We start from the raw sequence: 26240 nt of genomic DNA on the forward strand, positions 1-26240 counted from the left end.
GGACGCGCGCCGTTTTTCGAATGGACAGGGATGTCCATTCGAAAAATCCCGGCGAAAGCCTCGAATTCGCAGGGGAGGGTTGGTCACGCTAGCCCTTCTCTTTGGTTACTTTCTCTTGGGCTAGCAAGAGAAAGTAACCCGCATGCGCAGCAGGCGGAAGCCTTTGACTTCCGTAAAGAACCCACGCAAAGCAAAGCAACAGCAAATCCTCCCCAACCCTCCTTTTCCAAAGGAGGGAGTCAAAAGCAAACGAGCGGATCAAAGACGAAAGCGAACCTACTCGCGGTAGGACGCGTTAGGAATCAACACAATCTTCCCCGCCCGCTCCCCCGCGGCCGCCGCCGCAACCGCCTGCTTGATCTGATCGATCCCGTAGGTCGCCTGCACCCGCGCATGCAACTTGCCCTGCGCGATCAGCCCCGCCAACTCCGCGAACACCGCCGCACGCCGCTCCGGCGGCGCGGTGCGATACCAACGCGCCAACCAGAACCCGCGCAGCGCGACATCGCGGAATACCAGCGAAGCCGGCGACAGCGCACAGGCCTCCCCGCTCATGGCCCCGTAGTTGACCAACACCCCACCCTCGCCCAGCGACTGCGCCAAACGCTCGGTCGCGACGCCGCCCACCGCGTCCACGCCCAGCCGGATCGTCGCCCCGCCGGTGACCTCGCGCACGCGCTTGGCCAGATCGTCGCCGTCGACCAGCACCGCGTCGGCGCCCAGCGCCAGCACGCCCTCGCGCGCCGACTCGCGCCGCACCACGTTGACCGTCTTCAGACCGCGCAGCGCCGCCAACTGCACCAGATAACCGCCGACCGCCGAATTGGCCGCGTTCTGGATCACCCACTCGCCCGGCGCCAGATCGACGAACTCGGACAGCAACAGGCTCGCGGTCGGCGGATTGACCGTGATCATCGACAGCTGTACCGGATCGGCATCGTCCGGCAAGGGCAGCAGCGCGCGCGCATTGACGACCATGTGGGTGGCCCAGGTGCCGCCGCTGGGCGGCAACAGCACGGTGCGCCCGACCGCGGGCGCGCTCACGTCGTCGGCCAGGGCCAGCACCCGACCCACGCCTTCGTTGCCGCCGACCGCCGGCAAGGGCGGCAGCAGCCCGTACTGGCCGGTCAGGGTGAGCAGATCGGAGGGATTGATCGGCGCGGCCAACACCTCGACCAGGGCCTGCCCCGGCGCCAGCGCCGGTAGCTCGCTATCCACCGCTTCGATCACGTCCTGCGGCACCGGACCGCGCGTCGCATACCTGGCCTGTTTCATGGCCGCCTCTCCCAGTGATCGCCCGTCGAGGGCCGGAACGCTCACGTTACCGCGCTCGTGCGGCTTGCGCGCGGACGCCGGCGCTGCGACCCTGCCCGTCGTTCTCCACGCGCCGGTGCCATGTCCCCGATCGAATTCGAACTCGACCGCGATCACGTCGAACTCAACCAGTTGCTGAAGCTGGTCGGCCTGGCCCACAGCGGCGGCACCGGCAAGGCCATCGTCGCCAGCGGCGCGGTCAGCGTCGACGGCCAGGTCGAGCTGCGCAAGACCTGCAAGATCCACGCCGGCCAGGTGGTGCGCCTGCAGGGCGTGGAAATCCGGGTGATCGCGCCGCGCTGAGGCGCCGATTCGACACGTCGATCGCCCCCTGACTTTGGTTGGGCGACGAACGGCAGCGGACCCGGCGACGGCCATCGCGCACCATGCGCCGATGCACAGCCCGTCCTCGCCCGGCGCCCGCCGCCGCCACGCCACGATCGCCCTCGCGGTCGCCGCCCTCGCCTATCTGGCTTCGCTGTACGTGTTGCAGCGATTGCCGGGCGCGAGCCTGGCCGATCCGCTGTTCCTGTTCGCCGTGATCGGGATCGCGTTCCCCGCGCTGGCCTGGGCCTTGACCCGCAAGCCGCGCCACCCGCCGCGTCCGCAGGGCCGCGCGCGCCTGCCGGGCGTGCTGGTCTATCTGGCGATGTTCTCGCTGCTGATCCTGGGCTGGGGTTTCAGCGCGCTCAACGAGGCGGTGCCCGAGGATCCGGCGCAGTCGATCGCCAAGCTCGCCTTGAAGCTGCTGACCATGGTGGTGCTGCCGGCCTGGCTGTTCCTACGTCTGCGCGAGCGCGGCCAGGCGCCGTTCGGCGCACGCCGGCTGTGGCTGGTGTTCGTGCTGATGTCGCTGGCCTATCTGGCGATGCAGGCGGTGTTCGGGCGCGGCCTGATGTCGCTGTCGCAGCTCGCGCCGGCCGCGACCACCTTGGCGTGGGCGATCCCGCTGTGCTTCGTCTGGCAGACCGTGGAAGCGGGACTGTGCGAGGAACTGCTGTTCCGGCGCGTGCTGCAGGAGCATTTCGCGCTCGCGACCGGCTCGCAGGTCGCGGCGATCGCCTGGGCCTCGTTGCTGTTCGGCCTGGCCCATGCGCCCGGCTTGTACCTGCGCGGCGCCAGCCTGCTCGAAGGCGTCGCCGCGCCGACGCCGGGCTGGGCCATCGCCTATTCGATCGTGATGATCGCGCCGGCCGGCATCGCCTTCGGCGTGCTGTGGGCGCGCACGCGCTCGCTGTGGCTGATCGTGCCGCTGCACGGCATGGTCGACCTGATCCCGCAGCTGGCGCCTTTCATCCGCGAGTGGACCGGTGCCGCCTGAGGCGTGGCGGGCTCAGGCGATCGGCAGATCTTCGTCCGCGCGGCACAGGGCATCGTGCAGCTGGCGTATGTCGTCGGCCTTGGGGTCGGCGACGCCGGAGCCGAACGTCGCCACGTAGCGGCAGGCGCCGTAATTCAAGGCGGCCTGCGCGTACTCGGCCAACCACGCCTGGCGTTCGCGCAGTTGCGCGTGCTCGGATGTCCACACCGCCTTGGGCGGCACGATCTTGCGCTTCAGGCCCACGCGCCAGGGCTTGGGGCTGACGCGGGCGCGGAAACAGTTCTGCACCGCGCACATGGTCGCGTACACCGGGTCGGCGCCGAGCGCGCGGAAACTTTCGACGACTTCCGGCTCGCGCGGTCCGAACGTGCGGTGCAAGGCCAGCAGACGAAAACCCGCCGGCGTCCGATACAGGCGCAGCAGCCAGTCCGGGCGCGCGGCGACGAAGGCATCGATGCGATGACGGGCGCGCGCCTCCGGCCCGCCGTTGGCCGCGTGGGCGCGCTTGCGCAACCACCCCACGATGATCCTGGCGACGATGAAGCCGGCGAACAAGGCGCCGATGCCGTAGCCGATGGATCGCGTCCACAGCCCCAGCGCCAGCGCGACCGCGGCCACCACCGCCATCGTCGTCCTCGACAGTCCGTCGTTGGCCGGCTCGTCGAAATCGACGTCCGCGAACAGCACGTCCGGGGTGTTGAGGCACAAGGCGCCGTAGCTGTTGCGGGTGATCACCGCGTCGCCGTGGCGGTCGACGATCTCTTCGCGGATCGGCAGGCCTTGGGCGCCGCCGTAGCCGACCTTGCGCTCCAGGCGCGGCAGGGGTTCGCCGGCGACGATGCGGTCGAAGGCCTCGCGCACGCGCGCATCGGCATGCGCCTGGGCCTCGGCCGGGCCGATGTCCGACCAGCCGAAGCGGCGCACGGTGAACTGGCGGCGGTGCGTGCGCTGCTGCAGGCGCGCCTCCGCCCAATAGGCTGGAACGATCATTCGTACTCGCGGTCCCCGGTTCGTTCGCCGATTCTAGCCTCGACGGGCGCGGTCACCGTGGTCACGCCCGAACCTGCATCGGATGGCACAGACTTTGCACGAACACGCCACAAGGCCTGGGCTGCGCCCCGAATCGATGCATTCGCCCCACGGACGCGTCCTGAATCCGACGCCGGTCACGTTATCATGGGCTAGTGAGTCGCCACGCCCGACGGTCCGCCGTCGGCACGCTCGCTTGGGGATCGACCCTCCGCCCGATGGCCCGCCATCGCGGCGACGGCCGGACAGGACGAACGGACTCCACTGGGTGCCGGCACACGCCGGCTTTTTCGTAGTCGTTGAAGGAATAACCGCACAATGAAGACCGCACACAGGGGAATCTCGCTCGGCAGCGTCTCGCTGCTGGCATGCGCGCTGGGCCTGGGCCTGACGCTGACCGCCACCCCCGCTTCGGCACAGCGCAAGAGCGCACAGGAACAGCGCGCCGAGAAGACCGCGCAGATTCCGACCTGCAGCAAGAGCCTGGGCACGATCTCGGTCATCGAACCGGAGGATTCGGTCAATTGGTGGACCGGCCAGCAGCTGCCCGCACCGAGCAAGCTGATCAAGGTGTTCGTGAACAAGTCGCGCTGCTTCACCCTGGTCGATCGCGGCGCCGGCATGGACATGGCCATGCGCGAACGCGAACTCGCCGCCAGCGGCCAGCTGCGCGGCCGCTCCAACGTCGGCAAGGGCCAGATCAAGGCCGCCGACTACGTGCTGGTCCCCGACCTGATCGCGCAGAACAACGACGCCGGCGGCAATGCCATCGGTGGCCTGCTCGGCGGCTTGATCGGCGGCAAGGCCGGCGCGGTCGCGGGCAACCTCAACTTCCGCAAGAAGACCGCGGACGTGGTGCTGACCCTGACCGACGTGCGTTCCTCCGAGCAGGTCGCGATGGCCGAAGGCCACGCCAAGAAGACCGATATCGGCTTCGGCGCCAGCGGCGCGCTGTTCGGCAGCAGCGGCCTGGGTGGCGCGGGCGTGTCGGGTTACGCCAACACCGAGCTGGGCCAGGTCATCACCCTGGCGTATCTGCAGGCCTACACCGACCTGGTCGGCGAACTCGGCGGCGTGTCCGGCAATGCCTCGGCATCCAACGCCCAGCAGGCCGTGACCGTGGTCAAGCCCGGCCGTCTGTACACCGATGCCAGCGGCAAGGGCAAGGTGGTGCGTTCGCTCGACGTCGGCATGATGCTCTACCCCACCGGCAACAAGCAGGGCGCGATGTGGGAAGTCGAGGACGAGATGGGCAACAAGGGTTGGGTGACCTCGCTGGCGCTCGAACTGTCCAAGTAAGTCCATCGCCGTCGCGATGAAGCAGGGGCCGCCGCGAGGCGGCCCTTCGCTTTGCGGCTCAGCGTTCCGGCCAATGCCAGGCGGGCGCGTCCAGCAGGCCCTGCCCGGCCAGGGTGGTGCGGCTCATCGCCTTCTCCAGCCGCAAGGTGTTGCAGCCGGGTTCCTGCTCCAGCGCGGCGATCAAACGGGTCGCGTGCGACACCACCCAGACCTGAGTGCGGCGCGCGGCGTGCGCGATCAGACGCGCCAGCGCCGGCAGCAGATCCGGATGCAGGCTGGTCTCGGGTTCGTTGAGCACCATCAGCGGCGGCGGCCGCGGCGTATGCAGGGCCGCGATCCACAACAGATAGCGCAAGGTGCCGTCGGACAGCTCGGCCGCCGACAGCGGCCGCAGCAGGCCGTGCTGGCTGAACTCCAGGCTGAAGCGGCCGTCGGCGCCGACCACGTTCACATGCGCGCCCGGGAACGCGTCGGCCACCGCGGCGTGCAACGCCTGCGGATCGCCGATCTCGACGATGGTCTGCCAGGCCGCGGCGAGGTCGCGGCCGTCGTGACTGAGCACCGGCGTGCGCGTGCCCAGCTGCGGCAGGCGCGCCGGCGACTCGCCGTCGGCGCGGAAATGATCGTAGAAGCGCCAGCCGCGGATGGTCTCGCGCAGGCTCAGCACCTCCGGCGCGCCGACCGGGTCGGCGATCTGGCCGTACAGGCTCTCGAAGGCATTGAGGTGTTCGGCGACCACCCGCCAGCCGCGGCCGTCGCGCACGCGCGCGGTCGCGCCGCGACGATCGACCAGCAGATTGGATGCGCGCAGGAACGGCCCGCTCCAGATCGCCTCGCGCTTGATTTCGGGATCCAGCGAAAACGCCGACAGCGACGGCGGCGGCAAGCCCAGATCGATCGCGTAACCGAATTCGTCGCCGGCGAAGCCCAGGCGCAGCGACACCGCTTTCTGGCGCGCCGCGCCCTGCATCGGCACTTCGCCGCGCTGCATGCGCGCCGACAATTCTTCGGGCCCGGCCCAGAGCGTGGAGCGCAGGCCGCCTTCGCGCGCCAGCGCCGGCACCACCCCGCCCTGCGCGGTCTCGGCGAGCAGGCGCAGCGCGCGGTACAGGTTGGACTTGCCGCTGCCGTTGGCGCCGGTGACCAGGTTCAAACGCCCCATCGGCACGACCAGATCGTGCAGGGAACGGTAGTGGGCGATCGCGAGCGTGCTCAGCATGGGCGCAGGGTATCGAATCGGCGGGAGGCCGCGCGCATTGGAGCCCGGCCGCATCTCAGGCCCTGCGACCGCGGCCCGCTCGAGCATGTTTCATCCAGCCTTGAGCGGGTCGCAGGCATGATCGGCAGGCCAGTCGCCACGGCTGCGCACCTGTCCCCAGACACGGAGGATGTATGAGCTACGTCGACGGTTTCGTCCTGGCGGTACCGCGCAAGAATCTCACCGCCTACAAGCGCCTCGCGCGCAAATCCGGCAAGGTCTGGCGCGAGCACGGCGCGCTCGCCTACGTCGAATGCGTCGCCGACGACGTCAAGCCGGGCAAGGTCACCTCCTTCCCGCAGGCGGTGAAGCTCAAGACCGACGAGGTGGTGGTGTTCTCCTGGGTGGTCTACAAATCGCGCGCCCAGCGCGACAAGGTGGTGGAAAAGGTCATGAAGGACCCGCGCCTGGGCGACACCATGGACCCGAAGAAGCTGCCCTTCGACGGCATGCGCATGTTCTGGGGCGGGTTCAAACCGATCCTGGAGCTGTGAACGCGCGCGCCTGCAGCCCCGCGCCCGGCGTGTCGGGATTGCGCGGCGGAGGCGCCAGCCCCAGCGCGGCCGAACGCACCGCGGCCTGGGTGCGGTGGCGCACGCCCAGCTTCGCGAGGATGTGCTCGACATGGGTCTTGGCGGTGCCGCAGGCGATGCCTAAGCGATCGCCGATCTGGCGGTTGGTCAGCCCTTGCGCCAGCAACGCCAGCACCTGGCCTTCGCGCTCGGTGAGGCGCTCGTCGATCGGAAAATGCGCGGCCTCGACATCGCCGCGCGGTCCCTTGCGCTGCGGACGCTCGCGCCACGCGCGCTGGATCGCGCCCAGCAGTTCGGTGCGCGTGGTGTCCTTGAAGACATAGGCCTGTGCCCCCGCGCTGCGCGCTTCGCGCACGTGCTCGAGGCTGTCGTGCAGGCTGATCACCACGATATCGCGCGTGAGCGGCTGCCAGGCCAGATGGCGCAGCACCTGGCAGCCGTCGATACCGGCCATGCGTACGTCCAGCAGGATCAGATCCGGGCGCAGGCGCTCGGCCAGTTCGATCGCGGCGCCGCCGTCGCCGGCTTCGGCGATCACCTGCAACCAGCGCAAGCCGCCCAACAGCGTGCGCAGGCCGGCGCGCACGATCTCGTGATCGTCCACGATCAACACACGCAAGGGCAGGTTCAAAACGATCGGCATGCGGCTTCCCTCCGGCAACCTCGGCGTGCGGACGCGCGCCCCGTCCGGCGTTACGCCGCGACGAGCGCACGGCCACCGACGTCCCCGGGTCGCGGCGGTCCGCAGCGGCCATCCACGCCAGCATCGCGCGAAACCCCGTCCGCAGCCGATCTTCCGGCCGCGCGATCGGCGAGAACAGCCACGCGAATCACACTACGGTCGAGGACATGGCCCGGCATACGCCGATCGGCAGAGCCGCGCTCCGCTGTTCAGCGGGCGTAGGCGCGGCGGGCGGCGGCTAGTTTGCGGCGGCCGCGATGGGAATTTGGTGTGCGTCGCGGCGCCCACCCAACCCATTCGGAGCCCGAAATGACACATCGTCTGATGTTCTTGTCCACCATTTGTGCGTCTTTTTTACTCACATCCGCGGGCGCTAGCGCTGCCGGGTCCACGCCTTGGGGCTACGAGCACGGCACCGTCGACTGGGGCGGCCTGCATCCGAGCTACGCCCTGTGCTCGTCGGGCACGCGCCAATCGCCGATCGATGTGATCCGTTCCAATGCGCGCGTCATGAGCCTGCCCAGCCTGAACTTCAACTACTCGACCTCCGCTAACGTCACGGTCCACAACGACGGCCACACCATCCGCACCGAGGCGCCGTCCGGCAACACGCTGACCATCGCGGGCAAGAGTTACACGCTGGTCCAGTTCCACGTCCACACGCCCAGCGAGAACTACATCGACGGCGAGCAGTACCCGCTGGAACTGCATTTCGTGCATACCGCCACCGACGGGTCGGGCGCGATCGCGGTGGTGGGCGTACTGTTCGACGAAGGCGCGCGCGATCCGCAGTTGGACAAGATCATCGCGGCGATGCCCGCGCACGAAGGCCAGTCGGCACCGGCCCAGGCCCTGAACCTGCGCGCGCTGATCCCGAGCGGGCGCAGCTATCGGTTCAGCGGTTCCCTGACCACGCCGGACTGTCGCGAGAACCTCGCCTGGCACGTGATGGGCAGGGTTCGCACCGCCAGCCTGAGCCAGTTGGCCGCATTCTCGGCGCGCTTCAGCGGACCCGAATTCCCGGAAGGCAACCGCCGCCCGGTGCAGCCGCTGAACGGCCGCGTCGTCAGCACCGAAGCCGGCGACTGAGCGCGCGGCCGCGGCTTTACCCTGCGCGGCCGTGCTGAAACAATCGGGCGCATCCGCACTACCGTCGGGGAGGACGGATGCGCTCGAATCTCAGCTGGTGGCTGGCGTTGTTGGCGACGCCCGGCCTGTCCTCTTGCGGCGAACCTCCGGCGGGCGCGCCCGCGGCCGACGGCACGGGCGCACGCGTCGCGTTCGCCGATCCCGCCGCCAGCCGCGTCAGCGTGGAGCGCGGACCGTTGCCGCCGCGGTACGCCGCCGCGCTGCCGTCCACGGCCGCCGACCTGCAAGGCTGGTGGGAGGACCGCGGCCGCTTCCCACCGATCATGCATGCCAGCGACGGCATCGCCAGCGGCGATGCGGGCTGGATCGCGCGCCTGCGCCGCAGCGCCGACGAGGTGCCGGCCGCGGACGTCGCCGCCTGGACCGCGCAATGGCAGCAGCAGCTGCGCTATGGCGAAGCCACGCCGGCGTTCTGCACGGCCACGCGCGCGATCGCTGGCGAAGCCGATTCCACCTTGCGGCGCGCGCTGATGCCGAGCTTCGCCGAGCGCTGCGCCGGCCCCGCCGACAGCGCCGCGGTGCTGCGCGCCGACACGCCGGACGCGGCGGTGCTGGCCTACTACGACAGCCACAACGGCGGCACCGGCCCACGGCCACCCTTCAGCCCGCGTCTGGAGCGCACCGCGCGCGCGGCCATGCTGGGCGAGGACGAAACGATCGCGCGCCAGGCCGCGTTCGTGCTCGCGGAACTGCACCAGCCTGAGGCCACGGCCGCGCTGGAACGCCTGCACGCGCAGATCCGCGACCCGCAACGCGCCGACGAGGTCGCGATGGCGTTCGCGCGCACCGAGCAGGGCAGCGGCCAGCCACAATTGCAGGCGGCCTGTGCGCGCCGCGTCGACGATCCGATCTGCACCGGGCTGGGCAAACCGCCAACTCCGAAGGAGGCCGCGACGCCCAAGCCCGCCGCCCTGGCCCAGGTGCGCGCGCGCATCGACCAGTTGCAGGCGCTGGGCTTCGTGCGCGTCGGCGAGGTCGATCCGACCCAGGTCGAAGGCGCGGACACCGAGGCGGTGCTGCAAGCGGCCGGCTACGCGCACTGGTTCGATGTCGAGACCGGCCAGTTCCCGAACGCGCACGACAGCCTGCTGCGCGAACTCGCCGCGCTGGTGCGGCCTTCGCTGAGCGGCGTCGTGTTCGAGGAGCTCGCGCCCGAGGACGACGAGGGCCCCTACCAGCTGGTCGCCTACGCCGACGGCATGATCTACCGCACCCGCGCCGAGAACCAGGGCGATTGGTACGACGTCGACGCCGTGCTGCGCTTGCTGGACGCGCTGCTGCGGGCGCGCAAGTCCCAGGACCGTTATCTGGCGCTGGATACCGGCGACCAGACCCTGATCGTGGTCGGCGGACCGCGCGCCGCGATCGACGCGGCGCTGAGGCAGAAGCTGCTGACGCCGGGCGACCCGGCCGAGGCCGAGCGCGCGGGCAAGGCGTTCGAGACGCAGGTGCTGCAGCAGTTGCGCAGTAAATCCGCCGACTGAAAGCCCGGCGTCGTAAGCGCGAACGGCCCGCGAGCGCGGGCCGTTCGCGTTTGCGCTTGGATCAGACCTGCACCGTCTTCCAACGCCCGCGCGCGAACAACCACAGCGTGAACAGACCCACCGAGGTCTCCGATACGAATACCGCCCAGAACACGCCGGACTGCTGCCAGTTCAAGCTGATCGCCAGGAAATACGACAGCGGGATCTGGATCAGCCAGAAGAACACCACATTGATCTTGGTCGGGGTCATGGTGTCGCCGGCGCCGTTGAAGGCCTGCACGGTGACCATCCACCAGCCGTAGACGAAGAACGAATAGGACAGGATGCGCAGCCATTCGGCGCCGACCGCGATCACCTTGGCGTCTTCGGTGAACAAGCCGATCAGCTGCTGCGGGAACACGAAGAACAGCACCGACACGATCACCAGGTAGGCCATGTTGTACCAGCCGATGCGCCACACCGCGGCCTCGGCGCGCTCGGGTTGTTCGGCGCCCAGGTTCTGTCCCACCAGCGTCGCCGCCGCGTTGGACATGCCCCAGGCCGGCATCATCGTGAACATCATCAGTCGGATCGCGATGGTGGCGCCGGCCACCGCCTCGCTGCCGACGCTGGCCAGGATGCGCATCAGGAAGATCCACGAGGTCATCGCCACGATCATCTGGCCGATGCCGCCCAGCGAGGTGCGCACCACATGCCACAGCAGCGCGCCCCGCCAGACCAGTTGCGCGGCCACGACGCGGATGTGCTTGCCGCCGTGGAACAGCACCCACAACTGGAACGCCACGCCCGCGCCGCGGCCGATGTTGGTGGCGATGGCCGCGCCCTCGATGCCCAGCGCCGGCACCGGCCCCAGGCCGAAGATCAGCAAGGGGCACAGCAGGATGTTCAGGCCGTTGGACAGCCACAGCACGCGCATCGCGATGGCCGCGTCGCCGGCGCCGCGGAAGATCGCGTTGATGACGAACAGCAGCATGATCACCGCGTTACCGCCCAGCATCCATTGGGTGTAGCGGTAGCCGTGCTCAATGCTCCAGGCATCGGCGCCCATCAGCCGCAGCAGGTCCTGGGCGTAGACGATGCCGAGTATGGCCGGCAGCACCGACACCAGCACGGCGACGAAGATCGCCTGCACCGCGGTCACCGCCGCGTCCTCGCGCTTGCCCTCGCCGACGCGGCGCGCGACCAGCGCGGTCACCGCCATCGCCAGGCCCATCGCGACCGCGTACAGCAGGAACAGATAGCTTTCGGTCAGGCCCACCGTCGCCACCGCGGACGGGCCGAGCTTGGCGACGAAGAAGATGTCGACCACCGCGAAGGTCGACTCCAGCACCAGCTCCAGCACCATCGGCACCGCCAGCAGGAACACCGCGCGCCGCAGCGGGATCTTGGTGTAATCGGCGTTGGTGCCGCGCACGGCCTCGCGGATCTCGCTCCACAGCGAGCCGGTGGGCACGTGCGGCGCGGCGGCCGGATCGGATTCTGGAACGGTTGGGGTTTGCTGACTCATCGGGACCTATCCATGCGCTGGAGGGACGGGAGTACGGCGGAGGCCGTCGTACCTGCTTACGGGTACGACGAACCAGGAGCGGCGAATTCGACATGCGACGAACGATTCATCGTCGCTCGCCCCCGCAGCCGACCCATCGCCCCGCGCATCCTGGCGCGCGGTTGTCTCAAAGGCTGGGACGGCGCCCCTATTCAGCCATGCCGCGACGAATACGGAAACTGTCGAAAAGTTCGAAACGTTGCGTCGCAAGGCGTCGATCAATGCGCGCACCGACGATCGGAGCACACCCAACGCCCGCTCATCGTGCTCTCCAGGTCGTCCGACCACACGCATCGGCGGCTGGTGCGTCACGAGAGCACGCAGCACCGATACGGTAACCGCGCCGTTCTCACCCCCTCGCGATCCGCACGGCTACCGGAACCAGAACGCATACACCGGCCCCACGCAGAAAAAGGTATAGACGCGATGTCGATCCCAGCCCCGCTCGTTCGTCGGACACAGTGAGGGCTACACCTCGCCTAGGAGACTACCCATGACCGGCACCGTCCGTTTGCACCGCGTTTTCACCGCCCCGGCCGAGCGCGTCTATCGCGCCTTCCTCGATGCCGCGGCTCTGTCCAAGTGGCTGCCGCCCGACGGCTTCACCTGCACCGTGCACGAGCTGGACGCGCGCGTCGGCGGCAAGTACCGCATGAGTTTCAGCAATTTCTCGACCGATCAGGGCCACAGCTTCGGCGGCACCTATCTGGAGTTGGTGCCGAACGAGCGCATCGTCCACGACGATCGTTTCGACGCCCCCGAGCTGCCCGGCACCATGGTCACCACCATCAGCCTGCGTCCCGTGTCCTGCGGCACCGAGCTGCAGGTGGTCCAGGAAGGCATCCCCGATGCGATCCCGCCGGAGCAGTGCTATCTGGGCTGGCAGGAATCGCTGACCCTGCTGGAACGCCTGGTGGAACCGACGATACCGGGCTGATCGCGGCCGCACCACGCAAGCGAAGACGGCCCGATCGCCGGGCCGTCCATTCGCTCGATGCTCACCCGAAGCCCCAAGGAGCGGTGCAAGTCGCGACCACGGGGTAGCCGCGCAGGCCGCCGGTTTCGCCGCGCTTGCAGGGGCGCGGCGCGGCTGGCGCCGCTCTTACAGGAGGCGACCGCGGCATCCGCGGCCGCCACTGGCTCACAGCATCGGCAGCTTCAGGCCCTGCTCCTTGGCGCAGGCCTGGGCGATCTCGTAACCCGCATCGGCATGGCGCATCACGCCGGTGCCGGGGTCGTTCCACAGCACGCGCGCGATGCGCTTATCGGCCTCGACGCTGCCGTCGCAGACGATGACCACGCCGGAGTGCTGCGAATAACCCATGCCGACGCCGCCGCCGTGGTGCAGCGAGACCCAGGTCGCGCCGCCGGCCACGTTGAGCATGGCGTTGAGCAGCGGCCAATCGCTGACCGCATCGCTGCCGTCCTTCATCGCCTCGGTCTCGCGGTTGGGCGAGGCCACGCTGCCGCTGTCGAGGTGATCGCGGCCGATCACCACCGGCGCCTTGAGCTCGCCGTTGCGGACCATCTCGTTGAAGGCCAGGCCGAGCTTGTGGCGCAGGCCCAGACCGACCCAGCAGATGCGCGCCGGCAGGCCCTGGAAGCTGATGCGCTCCTTGGCCATATCCAGCCAACGGTGCAGGTGGGCGTCGTCGGCGATGATCTCCTTGACCTTGGCGTCGGTCTTGTAGATGTCCTCGGGATCGCCGCTGAGCGCGACCCAGCGGAACGGGCCGACACCGCGGCAGAACAGCGGGCGTACATAGGCCGGCACGAAGCCCGGGAAATCGAACGCGTTCTCGCAGCCCACGTCCTGGGCCATCTGGCGGATGTTGTTGCCGTAGTCGAAGGTCGGGATGCCTTGGCGTTGGAACGCGAGCATCGCCTCCACGTGCACGCGCATCGATTGCTTGGCCGCATCGCGCACGCCCTCGGGATCGGTCTTCTGCGCGGCCAGCCACTGCTCGACGCTCCAGCCGATCGGCAGGTAACCGTGGACCGGATCGTGGGCGCTGGTCTGGTCGGTGACCGCGTCCGGCCGCACGCCGCGGCGCACCAGTTCGGGCAGCACTTCGGCGGCATTGCCCAGCAGCGCGATCGAGCGCGCCTCGCCGGCGGCGGTGTACTTGGCGATGCGCGCCAGCGCGTCGTCCAGGTCGCTGGCCTGCTCGTCGACGTAACGGGTGCGCAGGCGCATGTCGATGCTGCTCTGCTTGCATTCGATGTTCAGCGAACAGGCGCCGGCCAGCGATGCCGCCAGCGGCTGCGCGCCGCCCATGCCGCCCAGGCCCGCGGTCAGGATCCACTTGCCCTTGAGATCGCCACCGTAGTGCTGGCGGCCCATTTCGACGAAGGTTTCGTAGGTGCCCTGGACGATGCCCTGCGAGCCGATGTAGATCCAGCTGCCGGCGGTCATCTGGCCGTACATCATCAGGCCCTTCTTATCGAGCTCGTTGAAATGCTCCCAGGTCGCCCAGTGCGGGACCAGGTTGGAGTTGGCCAGCAGCACGCGCGGCGCGTCGGCGTGGGTGGGGAACACGCCGACCGGCTTGCCCGACTGGATCAGCAGGGTTTCGTTGTCCTCCAGCTCGCGCAGCGATTTCAGGATCGCGTCGAACGAGGGCCAGTCGCGCGCGGCGCGGCCGATGCCGCCGTAGACCACCAGCTCGGCCGGGTTCTCGGCCACTTCCGGATCCAGGTTGTTCTGGATCATGCGGTAGGCCGCCTCGCTCAACCACGACTTGCAGGTCTTGTCGCTGCCGCGCGGGGCGCGGATGACGCGGGTGGGGTCGTTGCGGCTGGCTGCGGACATGGCGGTTTCCGGCATTCGAGGGTGTAGGAAATTATCGCGCCGCGTTCCGAGCGCCCGCCAGCGCGGGCGACGCGAATGCGCGCCCGCGCCGGCCGATTTCGCCCCGATTCGCCAGGTCGGAGGAAAAATGTATACGCTGTATACATGAGCGCGCCCGCCACCGCCGACCGGATCCTGCGCGCCGCCCGCGCCCTGTTCGAGCGCGACGGCGCCGCCGCGGTCAGCATGCGTCGGGTCGCCGAGGCGGTCGGAATCACGCCGATGGCGATCTACCGCCACTTCCCCAATCGCGAAGCCCTGCTCAAGCGCATCAGCGACGACAGCTTCCAGGAGATCGCGCATCACTGGAGCGCGCGCAAAGAAGGCGGCGACGTGATCGCGCGCCTGATGGCGATCCAGCGCATCTACCTCGACTACGCGCTCGCCCATCCGCATTTGTTCGACCACGCCTTTTCGATCCGGCGCGAGGACGCGCGCCGCTACCCCGACGATTTCCGCGCGCGCCGCTCGCCCACCTTGAACGTGGCCGCCGACGTGGTGATCGAGGCGCAGCAGGCCGGCCTGCTGAAAGCCGGCGACCCCTGGGACATCGCGATGACGCTGTGGGCGCAGTCGCACGGCCTGATCTCGCTCTACCGCGGCGGCCGTTTCAACTACGACGACCGTCAGTTCCGCACCTTCTACGAGGCTTCGCTGGGACGAGTGCTGGATGGACTCAGGGCTTGAGCGTTGGCAGGAGCCCCTACGAGCCTCGCTCACACAGACGCCGTTGCGCGGCTGTGGGGYAGGAGCGGCGTAAGCCGCCGTTGCGCGGCTGTGGGGTAGGAGCGGCGTAAGCCGCCGTTGCGCGGCTGTGGGGTAGGAGCGGCGTAAGCCGCGACCGCGCTGCTGCGCCTGCGACGAAACTGCCCACTTATCGAGACAGGGAGGATCAGCTAACTGCATTGCGCCGGCCACTGTGAGATCACGGTCGCGGCTCACGCCGCTCCTACCCGAAACCCAGTTCGGTCCGGAGCCTGATCGATACTGCGTGAACCAGATACGAAAACGCCCGGCCGGAGCCGGGCGTCGCGGAAAGCGGCAGGCGCGTATCAGTGGATCGACGGATCCAACTGGCGCAGTGCCTCGGCGATGTCGGTCTGACCGGTGCGATCGATGTCCTCACGGGTGTAGACGCGGCCGTTGGCGGCGACGCAGCCCTTGCGGCCCTTGCCGTTGGTCGCCGAACGGTCGCGAATATGCGTGCCGGTCTGGCGCAGGCAGTTGCGATCGACTTCGGCCTTGGACTGGGCGTCGGCCTGGGTACCGGAGGTACCGTCGGTACGGACCTGCGTCGACACGTCGGTCCGTGCCGAAGTCGTTTGGCCCGAGGTCGTCTGGGCCGAAGTCGTTACGCCCGCCGTCGTGTGTCCGGACGTGGTCTGGGTCGGAGCGGTGGTCTGCGCCGAGGCCGCGAAGGCGCAGGCAGCGAGCAGGCTGGCGAGCAATACACGTTTCATACGACACCTCGAACGCGCTGGGGAGATCGACGGCCGTAGCCGTCGTAAAGCCACCATACGCCTCCGGGCACGCTCGGTGCGTGCCACCGCCGCCCGCGTTTAGGCGTTCGTCAGCCTCGCGGACAGGCCGTACGCCGGGCGTCGCGGAACGCCATCGCTTCGGCCGAGGTCACCGGCCGGCCTTCGATGCCGTCGTCGAACAGGACCCGCCAGACGCCGTCGCGATCGCGGTGCCAGACCGAGTGGAAGCTGCCGATCGAAAAGCGCTGTTTGGCGTCCGGTGCGCGGTCCTCGAACAAGGACGGCCCACTGGACCAGGCCACGTCCGCGGCCCCACCGATGGTCACGCGCGTGGGGTACCACTCCAGCCGCACCGCCTTGCCTTCGATGATGCCGGCCCAACGCTCGGCGATGGCCTTGCGGCCGCGCGTGGGCGCGCGACGACTGGCGCCGAACGCGGCCCCGGACTGCAGGTGCTCCGCGAATGCGACCGCATCGTGGTCGGCGACCGACTTGGCGAAGCTGAGCTCGCGCGCCCAAACCTCGCATTCCTTGGCACTGAGCTCGGGCAGCGTGCTCGGCGGCGGCGGAGGGTTCTCCATTACCACCGGCGCGGGCCCGGTCTGCGCCCAAACCGGCGCCCCCACGGCCAGGAATAGCGCCGCGACGGCGCAGCGAACGGCGGTACGGCGCATGGCGACTCTCCGGGCAAAGGGCCAGGCCACTATCGGCACAGGCGCCCGGCGCCGCCAGCGACGGAAGTCATGCCGACGTCTGGACGCAATCTGCGCCCGTTATGATCCGGCCATGCGCTCCTATCTGCCGGCGGCCGCGACCGCCCTGCTCGCCCTTTTCCTCGCCGCCTGCGCCACCCGCGCGCCGCAACCGGCCGCGGCCGAACCCGCACCGGTGCTGTTGATCTCGATCGACGGCTTCCGCAACGACTACTTCGAGCGCGGCATTTCGCCCAACCTCGAACGCATCGCGCGCGACGGCGTGCGCGCGGCGTGGATGAATCCCTCCTATCCCTCGCTGACCTTCCCGAATCACTACACCATCGTCACCGGCCTGCGCCCGGACCACCACGGCATCGTCCACAACAGCATGTGGGAAGACGGCCTGGGCGATTTCCGGGTCGCCGACCGCAAGGCCGTGGGCGACACCCGCTGGTGGGGCGGCGAGCCGATCTGGGTCGGCGCCGAGAAAGCGGGCCTACGCAGCGCGACCTTGTTCTGGCCCGGCAGCGAGGCGCCGGTGCAGGGCCGTAGGCCGACGCGCTGGCGGCCGTTCGACGAAACCGTCTCGGCCGATGCGCGCGTGAACGAAGTGCTGGGCTGGCTGGGCGAACCGGCGGCGACGCGGCCGCGCGTGATCACGCTGTACTTCGATGCCCTGGACAAAGCCGGACACGAGCACGGCCCGGATTCGGACGAGGCGCGCGACGCCATCCGCACGATCGACGCCGCGATCGGACGCCTGCTCGACGGCCTGGCTGCGCGCGACCAGCTCGAACGGGTGAACCTGATCGTGGTCTCGGACCATGGCATGGCCACGGTCGCGCCGGGCCACGCGATCGCGGTCGAGGACATGGTGTCGATGCAGGAGGCGACCGTGGTGTCGATCGGACAGTCGATTGGCATCGTGCCCAAGCCCGGCCAGGAAGCGACGGTAGCGGCGAAGCTGGTCGGCCGCCACGAACAATACGACTGCTGGCGCAAGCAGGACCTGCCCGCGCGCTGGCATTACGGCCGCCATCCGCGCGTGCCGGCGATCGTATGCCAGATGCACGAAGGCTGGGACGCGATCCAGCGCTCGGCACTGGCGAAACGTCCGAACGCGAACCGCGGCTCGCACGGCTACGACCCGGCGCTGCCGTCGATGCGTGCGATCTTCCTCGCGCGCGGCCCCGCGTTCCGGCGTGGCGCGACCCTGCCCGCGTTCGACAACGTCGACGTCTATCCGCTGCTGGCGCGCCTGGCCGGCATTCGTCCGGCGCGCAACGACGGCGACATCGCGCCACTGCTGCCGGCCCTGCGCGACGACCAGCAGCGGCCTTAGCGGACCTCGATCGTCCAGGCCACGTTGCGCACGGGCGGCACGTCCTTTTCCCAGGCCCGGCGGTAATCCATGCGCAGCTCGCCCTGGCCCTTGGCGACGGCGCGGAAGCGCCAGGTCTGGGTGCCGCCACCGCCGACCGCGCCGGGATTCGACAAGACCATCGAGGGTTCGCCGACCTGTTCCAGCGTGCCCGCCGCGGCGGCCTGGTCGACGATCCAGCCGTAGCCGGTGCTGGGATTCGCCTCGACCTGGACCACGACGGTTTCGCCCACGCTCAACACCACCGGCGCGGCGCTGTCGGCGGCGCTGAGCACGCGCTCGGCGCCGGACGCCGGCGCGGAGCCTGCGCCGTTGCCGCTGGCGCAGGCCGCCAGGCTCAGCGCGAGCGCGCAGCCGACAAACAGATGACGAGAATTCATGGCGGAGCTCCCTGCTCGGACGGTGCCGCGGAGTATGCATCGCGGTCGCCGAAACCGCCGTGACGCGGCCTCCACGTCCATGTCCGAATCCGGCGAGTCCTAGCCCCGCGACGGTGCTAGCCTGGGTTCCATGCCGACCTTCCCCGCCCCCGTCGCCCAGGACAGCCTGCCGCACTGGCGCGTCTGCGAACAGGCGCGTCTGAGCCGCGACCCGCGCTTCGACGGCCTGTTCTTCACCGCCGTCACCAGCACCCGCATCTATTGCCGGCCGGTGTGCCCGGCGCCCGCGGCCAAGCGCGAGAACGTCCTCTATTACGGCAACGCCGCGGCCGCCGAAGCCGCCGGTTTCCGCCCCTGCCTGCGCTGCCGTCCCGAGCTGTCGCCCAGCGACGGCGCCTGGCGCCGCGGCGACGCCGCGGTCGCGCGCGCGCTCAAGCTGATCGACCAGGGCCTGCTCGCCGAACATCCGCTGTCGGCGCTGGCCGAACGCGTCGGCCTGGGCGAGCGGCAACTGCGGCGCTTGTTCGTGGAGCGTCTGGGTGCGGCGCCGATCGGCGTGCACGGCACGCGCCGCTTGCTGTTCGCCAAGCAGTTGTTGACCGAGACCGCGCTGCCGATCACCGAAGTCGCGATGGCCGCCGGCTTCGGCAGCCTGCGCCGCTTCAATGCCACGTTTCTCGAGGCCTACCGCATGGCCCCGCGCGATCTGCGCCGGCGCCCGAACGAGAACGCCGGCGCCGGCGACGACGTGCTGACCCTGCGCCTGGGTTACCGCCCGCCCTACGACTTCGCGACCATGCTGGATTTCCTGCGCGGTCGCGCCCTGCCCGGCGTGGAAAGCGTCGACGAGCACAGCTACGCGCGCGTGATCGGCCCGATCGAACGGCCGGGCTGGCTGCGGGTGAGCGCCTGGCCCGGCGGCGAACACGCGCTGAAACTGGAACTGCACGGGCCGGCGCCCTCGCAGTTGTTGGAGATCATCAACCGCCTGCGTCGCATGTTCGATCTGGACGCCGATCCGAACGCGATCGCCGACGCGCTGTCGGTGGACCCGCGCCTGCGCCCATTGTTGAAGAAGCGCCCTGGGCTGCGCCTGCCCAGCGGCTGGGACGGTTTCGAAATCGCGGTGCGCGCGATCCTCGGCCAGCAGGTCAGCGTGGCCGCCGCGCGCACCCTCGCCGCGCGCCTGGCCCAGCGTTTCGGCCAGGCCCTGCCGCATCCGTTCGCGCCGGGCCTGGAGCATCTGTTCCCGACCCCGGACGCGCTGGTCGACGCCGACCTCAGCCAGATCGGCCTGACCCGCGCGCGCGCCGACACCGTGCGCACGGTCGCGCGCGCCCTGCTCGACGGCCGCGTCGACAGCGGCGTGGGTTTCGGCGCCGAGCGCACCCTGGACGATTTCGCCGCGCGCTGGGTGGCGCTGCCCGGCATCGGTCCCTGGACCGCCAACTACATCGCGATGCGCGCGCTGGGCCACCCCGACGCCTTCCCCGCCGACGACCTGGTGCTGCAGAAAGCCGTGCCCGAGGACGGCAGCCGCATGAGCGCGAAGGCGCTGATCGCGCGCGCCGAGGCTTGGCGGCCGTGGCGCGCCTATGCGGTGATCCACCTGTGGCGCGATTCCATGGGCGCGCCCAAGCCGGTCGCCAAGCCGATCGCGCCACGCGCACGCACGCGCAGCCGCGCGCAGGCCGCCGCCGAAGCGAGGAGCGATGCCGAATGATCCCGCCACGCCGCGAGCGCCCGTCGCGCCGCGCCGTCGCCGCAACCGCGAGGCCGCGCGCATGAGCCAGATCCGCCTCAAGGACGGCCCCATCACTTATCGCCACATCGACAGCCCGGTGGGCCCGCTGCTGCTCGCCAGCGGCGACGACGGCCTGCGCCTGATCGAGTTCGAAGCGCCCTGGCACCCGGCCGCGATCGATGCGCGCTGGCAGCCAGGCGACAACGCCGTGCTCAGCGAAACGCAGAAGCAGCTCGACGAATACTTCGCCGGCACGCGGCGCGCGTTCGACCTGCCGTTGGCGCCGCACGGCACCGCGTTCCAGCTGCAATGCTGGCGCACGCTGGCGCTGATCCCCTGGGGCCAGACCTGGAGTTACGGCCAGATGGCGCGACACCTGGGCCAGGCCAGCGCAATGCGCGCCGTCGGCGCCGCCAACGGCCGCAACCCGCTGCCCATCGTGCTGCCCTGCCACCGCGTGATCGGCGCCGACGGCAGCCTCACCGGCTTCGGTGGCGGCCTGCCGACCAAACGTTTCCTGCTGGAACTGGAAGGCGCGCTCGCCCCGGCGAACGATTTGTTCGGCTAGTCACCGCGCGTCTCCGGCTCCCGCCCCCTGTGGGAGCGGCGTAAGCCGCGATAGCGAGACCGCACTGTCGACGAATGTCGCGCCACGTGACGAACGCCTCCTTGCGGGGGCGTTCTCGCTTGCAGTGCGTTGCGGATCGTCGGTTTCGTCGCGCGTTGCAGCTGCGCGATCGCGGCTCACGCCGCTCCCACAGCAAGCGGGTCGCGGGCACAGGCGCGATCAGGCGGTTTCCAACAACACCCGCATCGCGCGCTGGTACGCGGCCGCGACCGCGTCGCGATCACGATGGCGCCCATCGGCGACGACGCGGCGGCCGCCGACCCAGGTCTCGCGCACCGCCGGTCGGTTGCCGGCGAACAGCCAGCGGTCCAGCGCATCCTCGTCCTGCGCGCCGGCGAAGATCGGCGCCTGCGCATCCAGCACCAGCGCATCGGCGTATTCGCCGACCGCAAGGCTGCCGATCGCGTGCCCGGTCGAATCCGCGGCGCTCGCGGCGACCCCGCGCATCAGGGTTTCGCCGACGCTGGGCACCGCCGCGTCCACGGCGATATTGCGCCGGCGCGTGATCAGGCGCTGGCCGTATTCCAGCCAACGCAGCTCCTCGATCGGCGACACCGAGATATGCGAGTCCGAACCCACGCCCCAGCGCCCGCCCGCGTCCAGATAGTCGCGCAAGGGGAACAGGCCGTCGCCGAGATTGCCCTCGGTGGTGGTGCAGATCGCCACCGTCGCGCCGCTGCGCGCGATCGCCTGCGTCTCGTCCTCGTCCAGGTGGGTGGCGTGGACCAGGGTCCAGCGCTCGTCGACCGGGGCGTGATCGAGCAGCCAGCGCACCGGCCGCGCCTTGCGGATGGCCAGGCAGTCCTCGACCTCGGCGACCTGTTCGGCGATGTGGATGTGCACACGGCTGTCGGCCGGCAGCGCGGCCAGCGTCTCGGCCATCGCCTGCGGCGGCACCGCACGCAGGCTGTGCAGCGAACAGCCCACGCGCAGGCCGTGACCGACATCGCCACGCAGGCGCTGCAACAGGTCCAGATAGTCCTCGACCTGGTGGCCGAAGCGGCGCTGGCGTTCGCTCAGCGGGCGCTCGTCGAAACCGCCGGTCATGTACAGCACCGGCAACAGGGTCAGGCGGATGCCGGTGTCGCGCGCGGCCGCGATCAAGGCGCGCGACATCGCGGCCGGATCGTCGTAACGGCGGCCGTCGGGCGCGTGATGCAGGTAATGGAACTCGCAGACCGTGGTGTAGCCGGCCTCCAGCATCTCGACATAGAGCTGCGAAGCCACCGCATACAAGGTATCGGGCGAGAAGCCGGCGGCGAAGCGGTACATGGTCTCGCGCCAGGTCCAGAAGCTGTCGCGCGGATCGGTCTGGCGCTCGGCCATGCCGGCCATCGCGCGCTGGAACGCGTGCGAATGCAGGTTGGCGATGCCGGGCACCAGGCGCGCCGCATCGGCGACCGGCGCGACGCCGTCCACGGCGAGGATGCGACCGTCGTCGTCCAGGCGCAGCCCGGTGTCGTGGCGCCAACCGGCGGGGGTCCACAGCGTGGTCGCGTCGAGATTTTCCATGCGCCGGATTCTACAGACCCGCCCTACGTACGCGCTGCGCGCAGCGTCGCGACGCGCCGCAGGCGCCCGATCGCACGCGCTCCGCCAGACACCCGCTCCGTTAGAATCGAGCCATGAACCGCCCCAGCCCCCACGCCGCCTCCGCCGGCGACGCCCTGCCGCCGCAGGACCTGCCCCTGGATGGACTGATCGTCGGCGCCTCGCTGGCCACCTTGGATGCGGACGAAGGCTACGGCGAGATCGCCGACGCCGCCCTGGGCTGGCGCGACGGCATCCTGCGCTACGTCGGCCCACGCGCCGGCCTACCCGGCGACCCGGCCACGCTGGCCGCGCAGGTGATCGTCGCCGACGGCTGGATCACCCCCGGCCTGGTCGACTGCCACACCCACCTGGTGTTCGCCGGCGACCGTGCGCGCGAGTTCGAACTGCGCCTGCAGGGCGCCAGCTACGAGGAGATCGCGCGCAACGGCGGCGGCATCGTGTCCACCGTGCGCGCCACCCGCGCCGCCGACGAGGACGAGCTGCTGCGGCAATCGCTGCCGCGCGCGCAGGCGCTGATCGCCGACGGCGCGACCACCCTGGAGATCAAGTCCGGCTACGGCCTGGACTACGAACACGAACGCAAGATGCTGCGCGTCGCGCGCCGCATCGGTGAGGTGCTGGGCGTGAGCGTGCGCACCACCTATTTGGGCGCGCACGCGCTGCCGCCCGAGTTCGCCGGCCGCGCCGACGACTACGTGGCCGCGGTGTGCGGCTGGATGCGTCCGCTGCACGAGGAAGGCCTGGTCGACGCGGTCGACGCCTTCTGCGAAGGCATCGGCTTCAGCCCAGCCCAGACCCGGCGCGTGTTCGAGACCGCGCGCGCGCTGGGCCTGCCGGTCAAGCTGCACGCCGATCAGCTCAGCGACCTCGGCGGCGCCGCGCTGGCGGCCGAGTTCTCCGGCCTGTCGGCCGACCATGTCGAGTACACCTCGCAAGCCAGCGTGCGCGCGATGGCCGAGCACGGCACGGTCGCGGTGCTGCTGCCGGGCGCGTTCCATGTGCTACGCGAGACCCGCCTGCCTCCGCTGGACGCGTTCCGTGAACACGGCGTGGCCATGGCCGTGGCCACCGACTGCAACCCCGGCACCTCGCCGCTGCAGTCGCTGCGCCAGGCCATGCAGCTGGCCTGCGCGCATTTCCGCCTGACCCCGTTGGAGGCGCTGCGTGGCGCCACCGTGCATGCCGCGCGCGCGCTGGGCTACGACGACCGCGGCGCGTTGCGCGTGGGCGCGCGCGCCGACTTCGTGCGCTGGCGCATCGGCCATCCCTCCGAGTTGTGCTATTGGCTGGGCGGCGCGCTCGCGGGCGAGGTCTACGCCAACGGACGCCGTATCGCCGGCGGTACGACCGAGTAAAGCGTCTCCTTTCCCAAACCTCGAGGTTTCCGCATGCGCTCTCTGCTCGTCGCCGCCTGTACCCTCGCCCTGTTCGCCGGCCACGCCCGCGCCGACGAGGCTCTGAGCCCGGCGCAGAAACTCGCGCGCGCCGCGACCATCGTCGACACCCATATCGACGCGCCGACCGAGCTGCTCAAGCATTGGAACGACCTCGGCCTGGATTCGCCCAAGGTCGAGTTCGACTATCCGCGCGCGCGCCAGGGCGGCCTGGATGTCGCCTTCATGTCGATCTATACCTCGCCCGAGCAGGACAAGGACGGCAGCGCCTGGCAGGTCGCCAGCACCCAGATCGACGCGGTCGAGGCCATGGTCGGGCGGCACCCGGACAAGTTCGCGATCCTGCGTTCGCCGCAGGATTACGCACGCCTGATCGACGGCGGTCGGGTACTGCTGGCGCTGGGCATGGAGAACGGCGCGCCGATCGGCGACGACCTGGCGCGCCTGAAGCAGTTCCACGCGCGCGGCGTGCGCTACATCACCCTGGCCCATAGCCACAGCAACCGCATCGCCGACGGCTCCTACAGTCTGGAACGGCCGTGGAAGGGCGTGAGCCCGTTCGGCCTGGAGGTGATCGCGGAAATGAACCGCTTGGGCATCATGGTCGACGTCTCGCACCTGTCCGACGACGCCACCCGCGCCGCGCTGGCCGCCAGCCGCGCGCCGGTGATTGCCAGCCATTCCGGCCTGCGCCATTTCACCCCCGACTTCGAGCGCAACCTCAGCGACGAACTCGCGCTGGCGATCGCCAAGCAAGGCGGCGTGGTCCAGATCACCTTCGGCAATGCCTTCGTCGACCCCAAGACCGCCGCCGACACCACCGCCTATTTCCGCGCGCGGCCCGAGTTCGACCGCGCCCGCACCGACGCGGCCGCGCGCGGCGAAACGCCGCCCAGCGCCGAGGAATTCGATAAGGAATGGGAGCGCACGCACCCGGCGCAGCAGGTCAAGATCGACGCGGTGCTGGACCAGATCGACTATGCGGTGAAGCTGCTGGGTGCCGACCACGTCGGCATCGGCTCCGACTTCGACGGCGTCAGCGGCGCGTTGCCAGAAGGCCTGCGCAGCGTCGGCGACTACCCGAACTTGATCGCCGGTCTGCAGGCGCGCGGACACAAGGACGAGGACATCCGCAAGATCCTGGGCGAGAACCTGCTGCGGGTGTGGCGCGAAGTCGAGAAGGTCGCGGCTGCGGGCAAGTAAGGCCAGTCAGCGCGCTGCGCTCCGATCCCGTAGCTAGCGGCCCTCACCCCAACCCTCTCCCGCCGCGCGGGAGAGGGGGCACATTCGCGACAGTCGACGTAACGCCGGAAGCGACGCTGCATCGCCGCCGGTAAAGCGCCAGTCACGCCGTTTGCCGTTTGCCGTTTGCTGTTGCTGTTGCTGTTGCTGTTGCTGTTGCTGTTGCTGCGGCATTCAAATCCAAAAGCGCCGCATTCACACGACCAACTGTAGACCCGTAGGGCGGCGCGCAGGACGCGCGCCGTTTTTCGAATGGACAGGGATGTCCATTCGAAAAATCCCGGCGAAAGCCCCGAACTCGCAGGGGAGGGTTGGTCNCGTAGACCCGAAGGGCGGCGCGCAGGACGCGCGCCGTTTTTCGAATGGACAGGGATGTCCATTCGAAAAATCCCGGCGAAAGCCCCGAACTCGCAGGGGAGGGTTGGTCAGGCCAGCCCTTCTCTTTGGTCACTTTCTCTTGGGCTAGCAAGAGAAAGTGACCCGCATGCGCAGCAGGCGGAAGCCGTTGACTTTCGTGACGAAGAGACGAAAGCAAAGCAACAGCAAATCCTCCCCAACCCTCCTTTTACAAAGGAGGGAGCTAAGAGCAAGAGAAAGTGACCCGCATGCGCAGCAGGCGGAAGCCTTTGACCTTCGGTCAGAAGAGGCGACAGCAGAGCAAAAGCAAATCCTCCCCAACCCTCCTTTTATAAAGGAGGGAGCTAGCAGCAAGAGCCTGCTGGCGCTCACTTGCGGTTCGCAAGCCGCACGGCTTCACCCTTTGCAAAGGAGGGGGCCAGAAGCGAAGGAGCGGACTTGCGTGCAGGAAGACGCCAACACCGGATGCTCAACTCCGCCGAAGCAAAGCGGCCCCCACCCTCGCGGGAATGACGAGCAAGCGCCAAAGCACTCCTTGCGTAATCACAAGCGAGCAGGGCCACGGAGGCCCGGCATCCCCATCGCCCCGCCCCACAGCCTCAAAACAAAAAACCCCGCCGAAGCGGGGTTTTCAGCGCAGCGTCGAAACCGACGCTTACTCCTTGGCAGCGGCCTTCTTGGCCACGACCTTCTTGGCTACCGGCGCCTTCGCAGCCGGGGCCTTCGCGGTCTTCTTCGCGGCCGGCGCGGCGGCCGTGCCGGCGGCCTTGGTCACGGCCTTGCGGGCGTTGCCGTAGCTGGAGTTGTAGCGCTTGCCCTTGGCGGTCTTGCGGTCGCCTTTACCCATGGTCGTGCTCCTGAATTATTCGTTAGTGCGGTATGCGGTCGCGCGCCGGACGGGCGCGGTCGACGTAAGGA

Annotated in this window: 24 protein-coding genes; 13 read left to right on the forward strand and 11 right to left on the reverse strand. The window is 69.5% G+C overall.

Annotation, left to right across the window (positions count from 1 at the left end; genetic code table 11):
- Positions 1 to 276 precede the first annotated feature (276 nt).
- Complete coding sequence (locus ASE43_RS18415; protein WP_057161459.1) at positions 277 to 1275, reverse strand: zinc-dependent alcohol dehydrogenase family protein; 999 nt, start codon at positions 1273 to 1275, stop codon at positions 277 to 279.
- Positions 1276 to 1395: 120 nt separating this feature from the next.
- Between ASE43_RS18415 and ASE43_RS18420 the strand changes: the two genes are divergently transcribed.
- Positions 1396 to 1617: an RNA-binding S4 domain-containing protein gene (locus ASE43_RS18420; protein WP_056172605.1), complete on the forward strand. Its 222-nt coding sequence runs from the start codon at positions 1396 to 1398 to the stop codon at positions 1615 to 1617.
- Positions 1618 to 1708: 91 nt separating this feature from the next.
- A complete protein-coding gene (locus ASE43_RS18425; RefSeq protein ID WP_057161460.1) occupies positions 1709 to 2635 on the forward strand; it encodes a CPBP family intramembrane glutamic endopeptidase in 927 nt (308 codons plus the stop codon).
- Between the two features lie 12 nt (positions 2636 to 2647).
- Here ASE43_RS18425 and ASE43_RS18430 read toward each other — a convergent pair whose 3' ends face one another.
- A complete protein-coding gene (locus ASE43_RS18430; protein ID WP_057161461.1) occupies positions 2648 to 3625 on the reverse strand; it encodes a hypothetical protein in 978 nt (325 codons plus the stop codon).
- Between the two features lie 357 nt (positions 3626 to 3982).
- Between ASE43_RS18430 and ASE43_RS18435 the strand changes: the two genes are divergently transcribed.
- Positions 3983 to 4963, forward strand: coding sequence for a CsgG/HfaB family protein (locus ASE43_RS18435; protein WP_057161462.1), 981 nt, complete (start codon positions 3983 to 3985; stop codon positions 4961 to 4963).
- 58 nt (positions 4964 to 5021) lie between these two features.
- Here ASE43_RS18435 and ASE43_RS18440 read toward each other — a convergent pair whose 3' ends face one another.
- Positions 5022 to 6182 carry an AAA family ATPase gene (locus ASE43_RS18440; protein ID WP_057161463.1) on the reverse strand — a complete coding sequence of 387 codons (1161 nt, stop codon included), beginning with the start codon at positions 6180 to 6182 and terminating at the stop codon, positions 5022 to 5024.
- 173 nt (positions 6183 to 6355) lie between these two features.
- Here ASE43_RS18440 and ASE43_RS18445 point away from each other — a divergent pair, with 173 nt between their 5' ends.
- Complete coding sequence (locus tag ASE43_RS18445) at positions 6356 to 6715, forward strand: DUF1428 domain-containing protein (protein WP_056172590.1); 360 nt, start codon at positions 6356 to 6358, stop codon at positions 6713 to 6715.
- Here the strand turns inward: ASE43_RS18445 and ASE43_RS18450 are convergent.
- Positions 6693 to 7397: a response regulator transcription factor gene (locus tag ASE43_RS18450; protein WP_057161464.1), complete on the reverse strand. Its 705-nt coding sequence runs from the start codon at positions 7395 to 7397 to the stop codon at positions 6693 to 6695. The genes ASE43_RS18445 and ASE43_RS18450 overlap by 23 nt on opposite strands.
- Before the next feature lie 363 nt (positions 7398 to 7760).
- Here ASE43_RS18450 and ASE43_RS18455 point away from each other — a divergent pair, with 363 nt between their 5' ends.
- Positions 7761 to 8525: a carbonic anhydrase family protein gene (locus ASE43_RS18455; RefSeq protein ID WP_235568810.1), complete on the forward strand. Its 765-nt coding sequence runs from the start codon at positions 7761 to 7763 to the stop codon at positions 8523 to 8525.
- Positions 8526 to 8602: 77 nt separating this feature from the next.
- Entirely contained in the window at positions 8603 to 10069 is a 1467-nt protein-coding gene (locus ASE43_RS18460) for a hypothetical protein (protein WP_057161466.1), read from the forward strand.
- A gap of 61 nt (positions 10070 to 10130) precedes the next feature.
- Here ASE43_RS18460 and ASE43_RS18465 read toward each other — a convergent pair whose 3' ends face one another.
- Positions 10131 to 11576, reverse strand: a complete 1446-nt coding sequence (locus tag ASE43_RS18465) for an MATE family efflux transporter (RefSeq protein ID WP_082607366.1) — start codon at positions 11574 to 11576, stop codon at positions 10131 to 10133.
- Positions 11577 to 12108: 532 nt separating this feature from the next.
- Here ASE43_RS18465 and ASE43_RS18470 point away from each other — a divergent pair.
- On the forward strand, positions 12109 to 12552 hold the full coding sequence (locus tag ASE43_RS18470) for an SRPBCC family protein (RefSeq protein ID WP_056172571.1): 444 nt from the start codon (positions 12109 to 12111) through the stop codon (positions 12550 to 12552).
- Positions 12553 to 12756: 204 nt separating this feature from the next.
- Here the strand turns inward: ASE43_RS18470 and hutU are convergent, their stop codons facing one another.
- Complete coding sequence (gene hutU, locus ASE43_RS18475) at positions 12757 to 14427, reverse strand: urocanate hydratase (protein WP_057161533.1); 1671 nt, start codon at positions 14425 to 14427, stop codon at positions 12757 to 12759.
- Between the two features lie 144 nt (positions 14428 to 14571).
- Between hutU and ASE43_RS18480 the strand changes: the two genes are divergently transcribed.
- Complete coding sequence (locus tag ASE43_RS18480; protein ID WP_056172568.1) at positions 14572 to 15153, forward strand: TetR/AcrR family transcriptional regulator; 582 nt, start codon at positions 14572 to 14574, stop codon at positions 15151 to 15153.
- 365 nt (positions 15154 to 15518) lie between these two features.
- Here ASE43_RS18480 and ASE43_RS18485 read toward each other — a convergent pair whose 3' ends face one another.
- Both ASE43_RS18485 and ASE43_RS18490 read right to left on the reverse strand, forming a co-directional pair.
- Positions 15519 to 15926 (reverse strand): hypothetical protein, encoded by a 408-nt coding sequence (locus ASE43_RS18485; RefSeq protein WP_157500057.1) that lies wholly within the window; start codon positions 15924 to 15926, stop codon positions 15519 to 15521.
- A gap of 110 nt (positions 15927 to 16036) precedes the next feature.
- A complete protein-coding gene (locus ASE43_RS18490) occupies positions 16037 to 16621 on the reverse strand; it encodes a DUF4440 domain-containing protein (protein WP_235568795.1) in 585 nt (194 codons plus the stop codon).
- A 112-nt stretch (positions 16622 to 16733) separates the two neighbouring features.
- Between ASE43_RS18490 and ASE43_RS18495 the strand changes: the two genes are divergently transcribed.
- Complete coding sequence (locus ASE43_RS18495) at positions 16734 to 17984, forward strand: ectonucleotide pyrophosphatase/phosphodiesterase (protein ID WP_057161470.1); 1251 nt, start codon at positions 16734 to 16736, stop codon at positions 17982 to 17984.
- On the opposite strand, the gene ASE43_RS18500 is transcribed toward ASE43_RS18495, so the two are convergent.
- Positions 17981 to 18403, reverse strand: coding sequence for a protease inhibitor I42 family protein (locus ASE43_RS18500; protein WP_057161471.1), 423 nt, complete (start codon positions 18401 to 18403; stop codon positions 17981 to 17983). The two genes, ASE43_RS18495 and ASE43_RS18500, sit on opposite strands and share 4 nt — an antisense overlap.
- A 130-nt stretch (positions 18404 to 18533) precedes the next feature.
- Between ASE43_RS18500 and ASE43_RS18505 the strand changes: the two genes are divergently transcribed.
- Positions 18534 to 20126, forward strand: coding sequence for a DNA-3-methyladenine glycosylase 2 (locus ASE43_RS18505; RefSeq protein ID WP_057161472.1), 1593 nt, complete (start codon positions 18534 to 18536; stop codon positions 20124 to 20126).
- Positions 20127 to 20187: 61 nt separating this feature from the next.
- Positions 20188 to 20715: a methylated-DNA--[protein]-cysteine S-methyltransferase gene (locus ASE43_RS18510; RefSeq protein WP_057161534.1), complete on the forward strand. Its 528-nt coding sequence runs from the start codon at positions 20188 to 20190 to the stop codon at positions 20713 to 20715.
- A 219-nt stretch (positions 20716 to 20934) separates the two neighbouring features.
- On the opposite strand, the gene ASE43_RS18515 is transcribed toward ASE43_RS18510, so the two are convergent.
- The gene (locus ASE43_RS18515; RefSeq protein WP_057161473.1) at positions 20935 to 22287 is read right to left on the reverse strand and encodes a formimidoylglutamate deiminase; all 1353 of its coding nucleotides are present in this window, start codon (positions 22285 to 22287) and stop codon (positions 20935 to 20937) included.
- Positions 22288 to 22400: 113 nt separating this feature from the next.
- Here ASE43_RS18515 and hutI point away from each other — a divergent pair, with 113 nt between their 5' ends.
- Positions 22401 to 23684, forward strand: a complete 1284-nt coding sequence (gene hutI, locus ASE43_RS18520) for an imidazolonepropionase (RefSeq protein WP_082607368.1) — start codon at positions 22401 to 22403, stop codon at positions 23682 to 23684.
- Positions 23685 to 23717: 33 nt separating this feature from the next.
- Positions 23718 to 24926 (forward strand): dipeptidase, encoded by a 1209-nt coding sequence (locus ASE43_RS18525; protein ID WP_057161474.1) that lies wholly within the window; start codon positions 23718 to 23720, stop codon positions 24924 to 24926.
- 1051 nt (positions 24927 to 25977) lie between these two features.
- On the opposite strand, the gene ASE43_RS18530 is transcribed toward ASE43_RS18525, so the two are convergent.
- Positions 25978 to 26169 (reverse strand): 30S ribosomal protein THX, encoded by a 192-nt coding sequence (locus ASE43_RS18530; RefSeq protein WP_056172544.1) that lies wholly within the window; start codon positions 26167 to 26169, stop codon positions 25978 to 25980.
- Positions 26170 to 26240 lie beyond the last annotated feature (71 nt).

Source organism: Lysobacter sp. Root983 (assembly GCF_001429345.1).
Classification (GTDB): Bacteria; Pseudomonadota; Gammaproteobacteria; order Xanthomonadales; family Xanthomonadaceae; genus Lysobacter.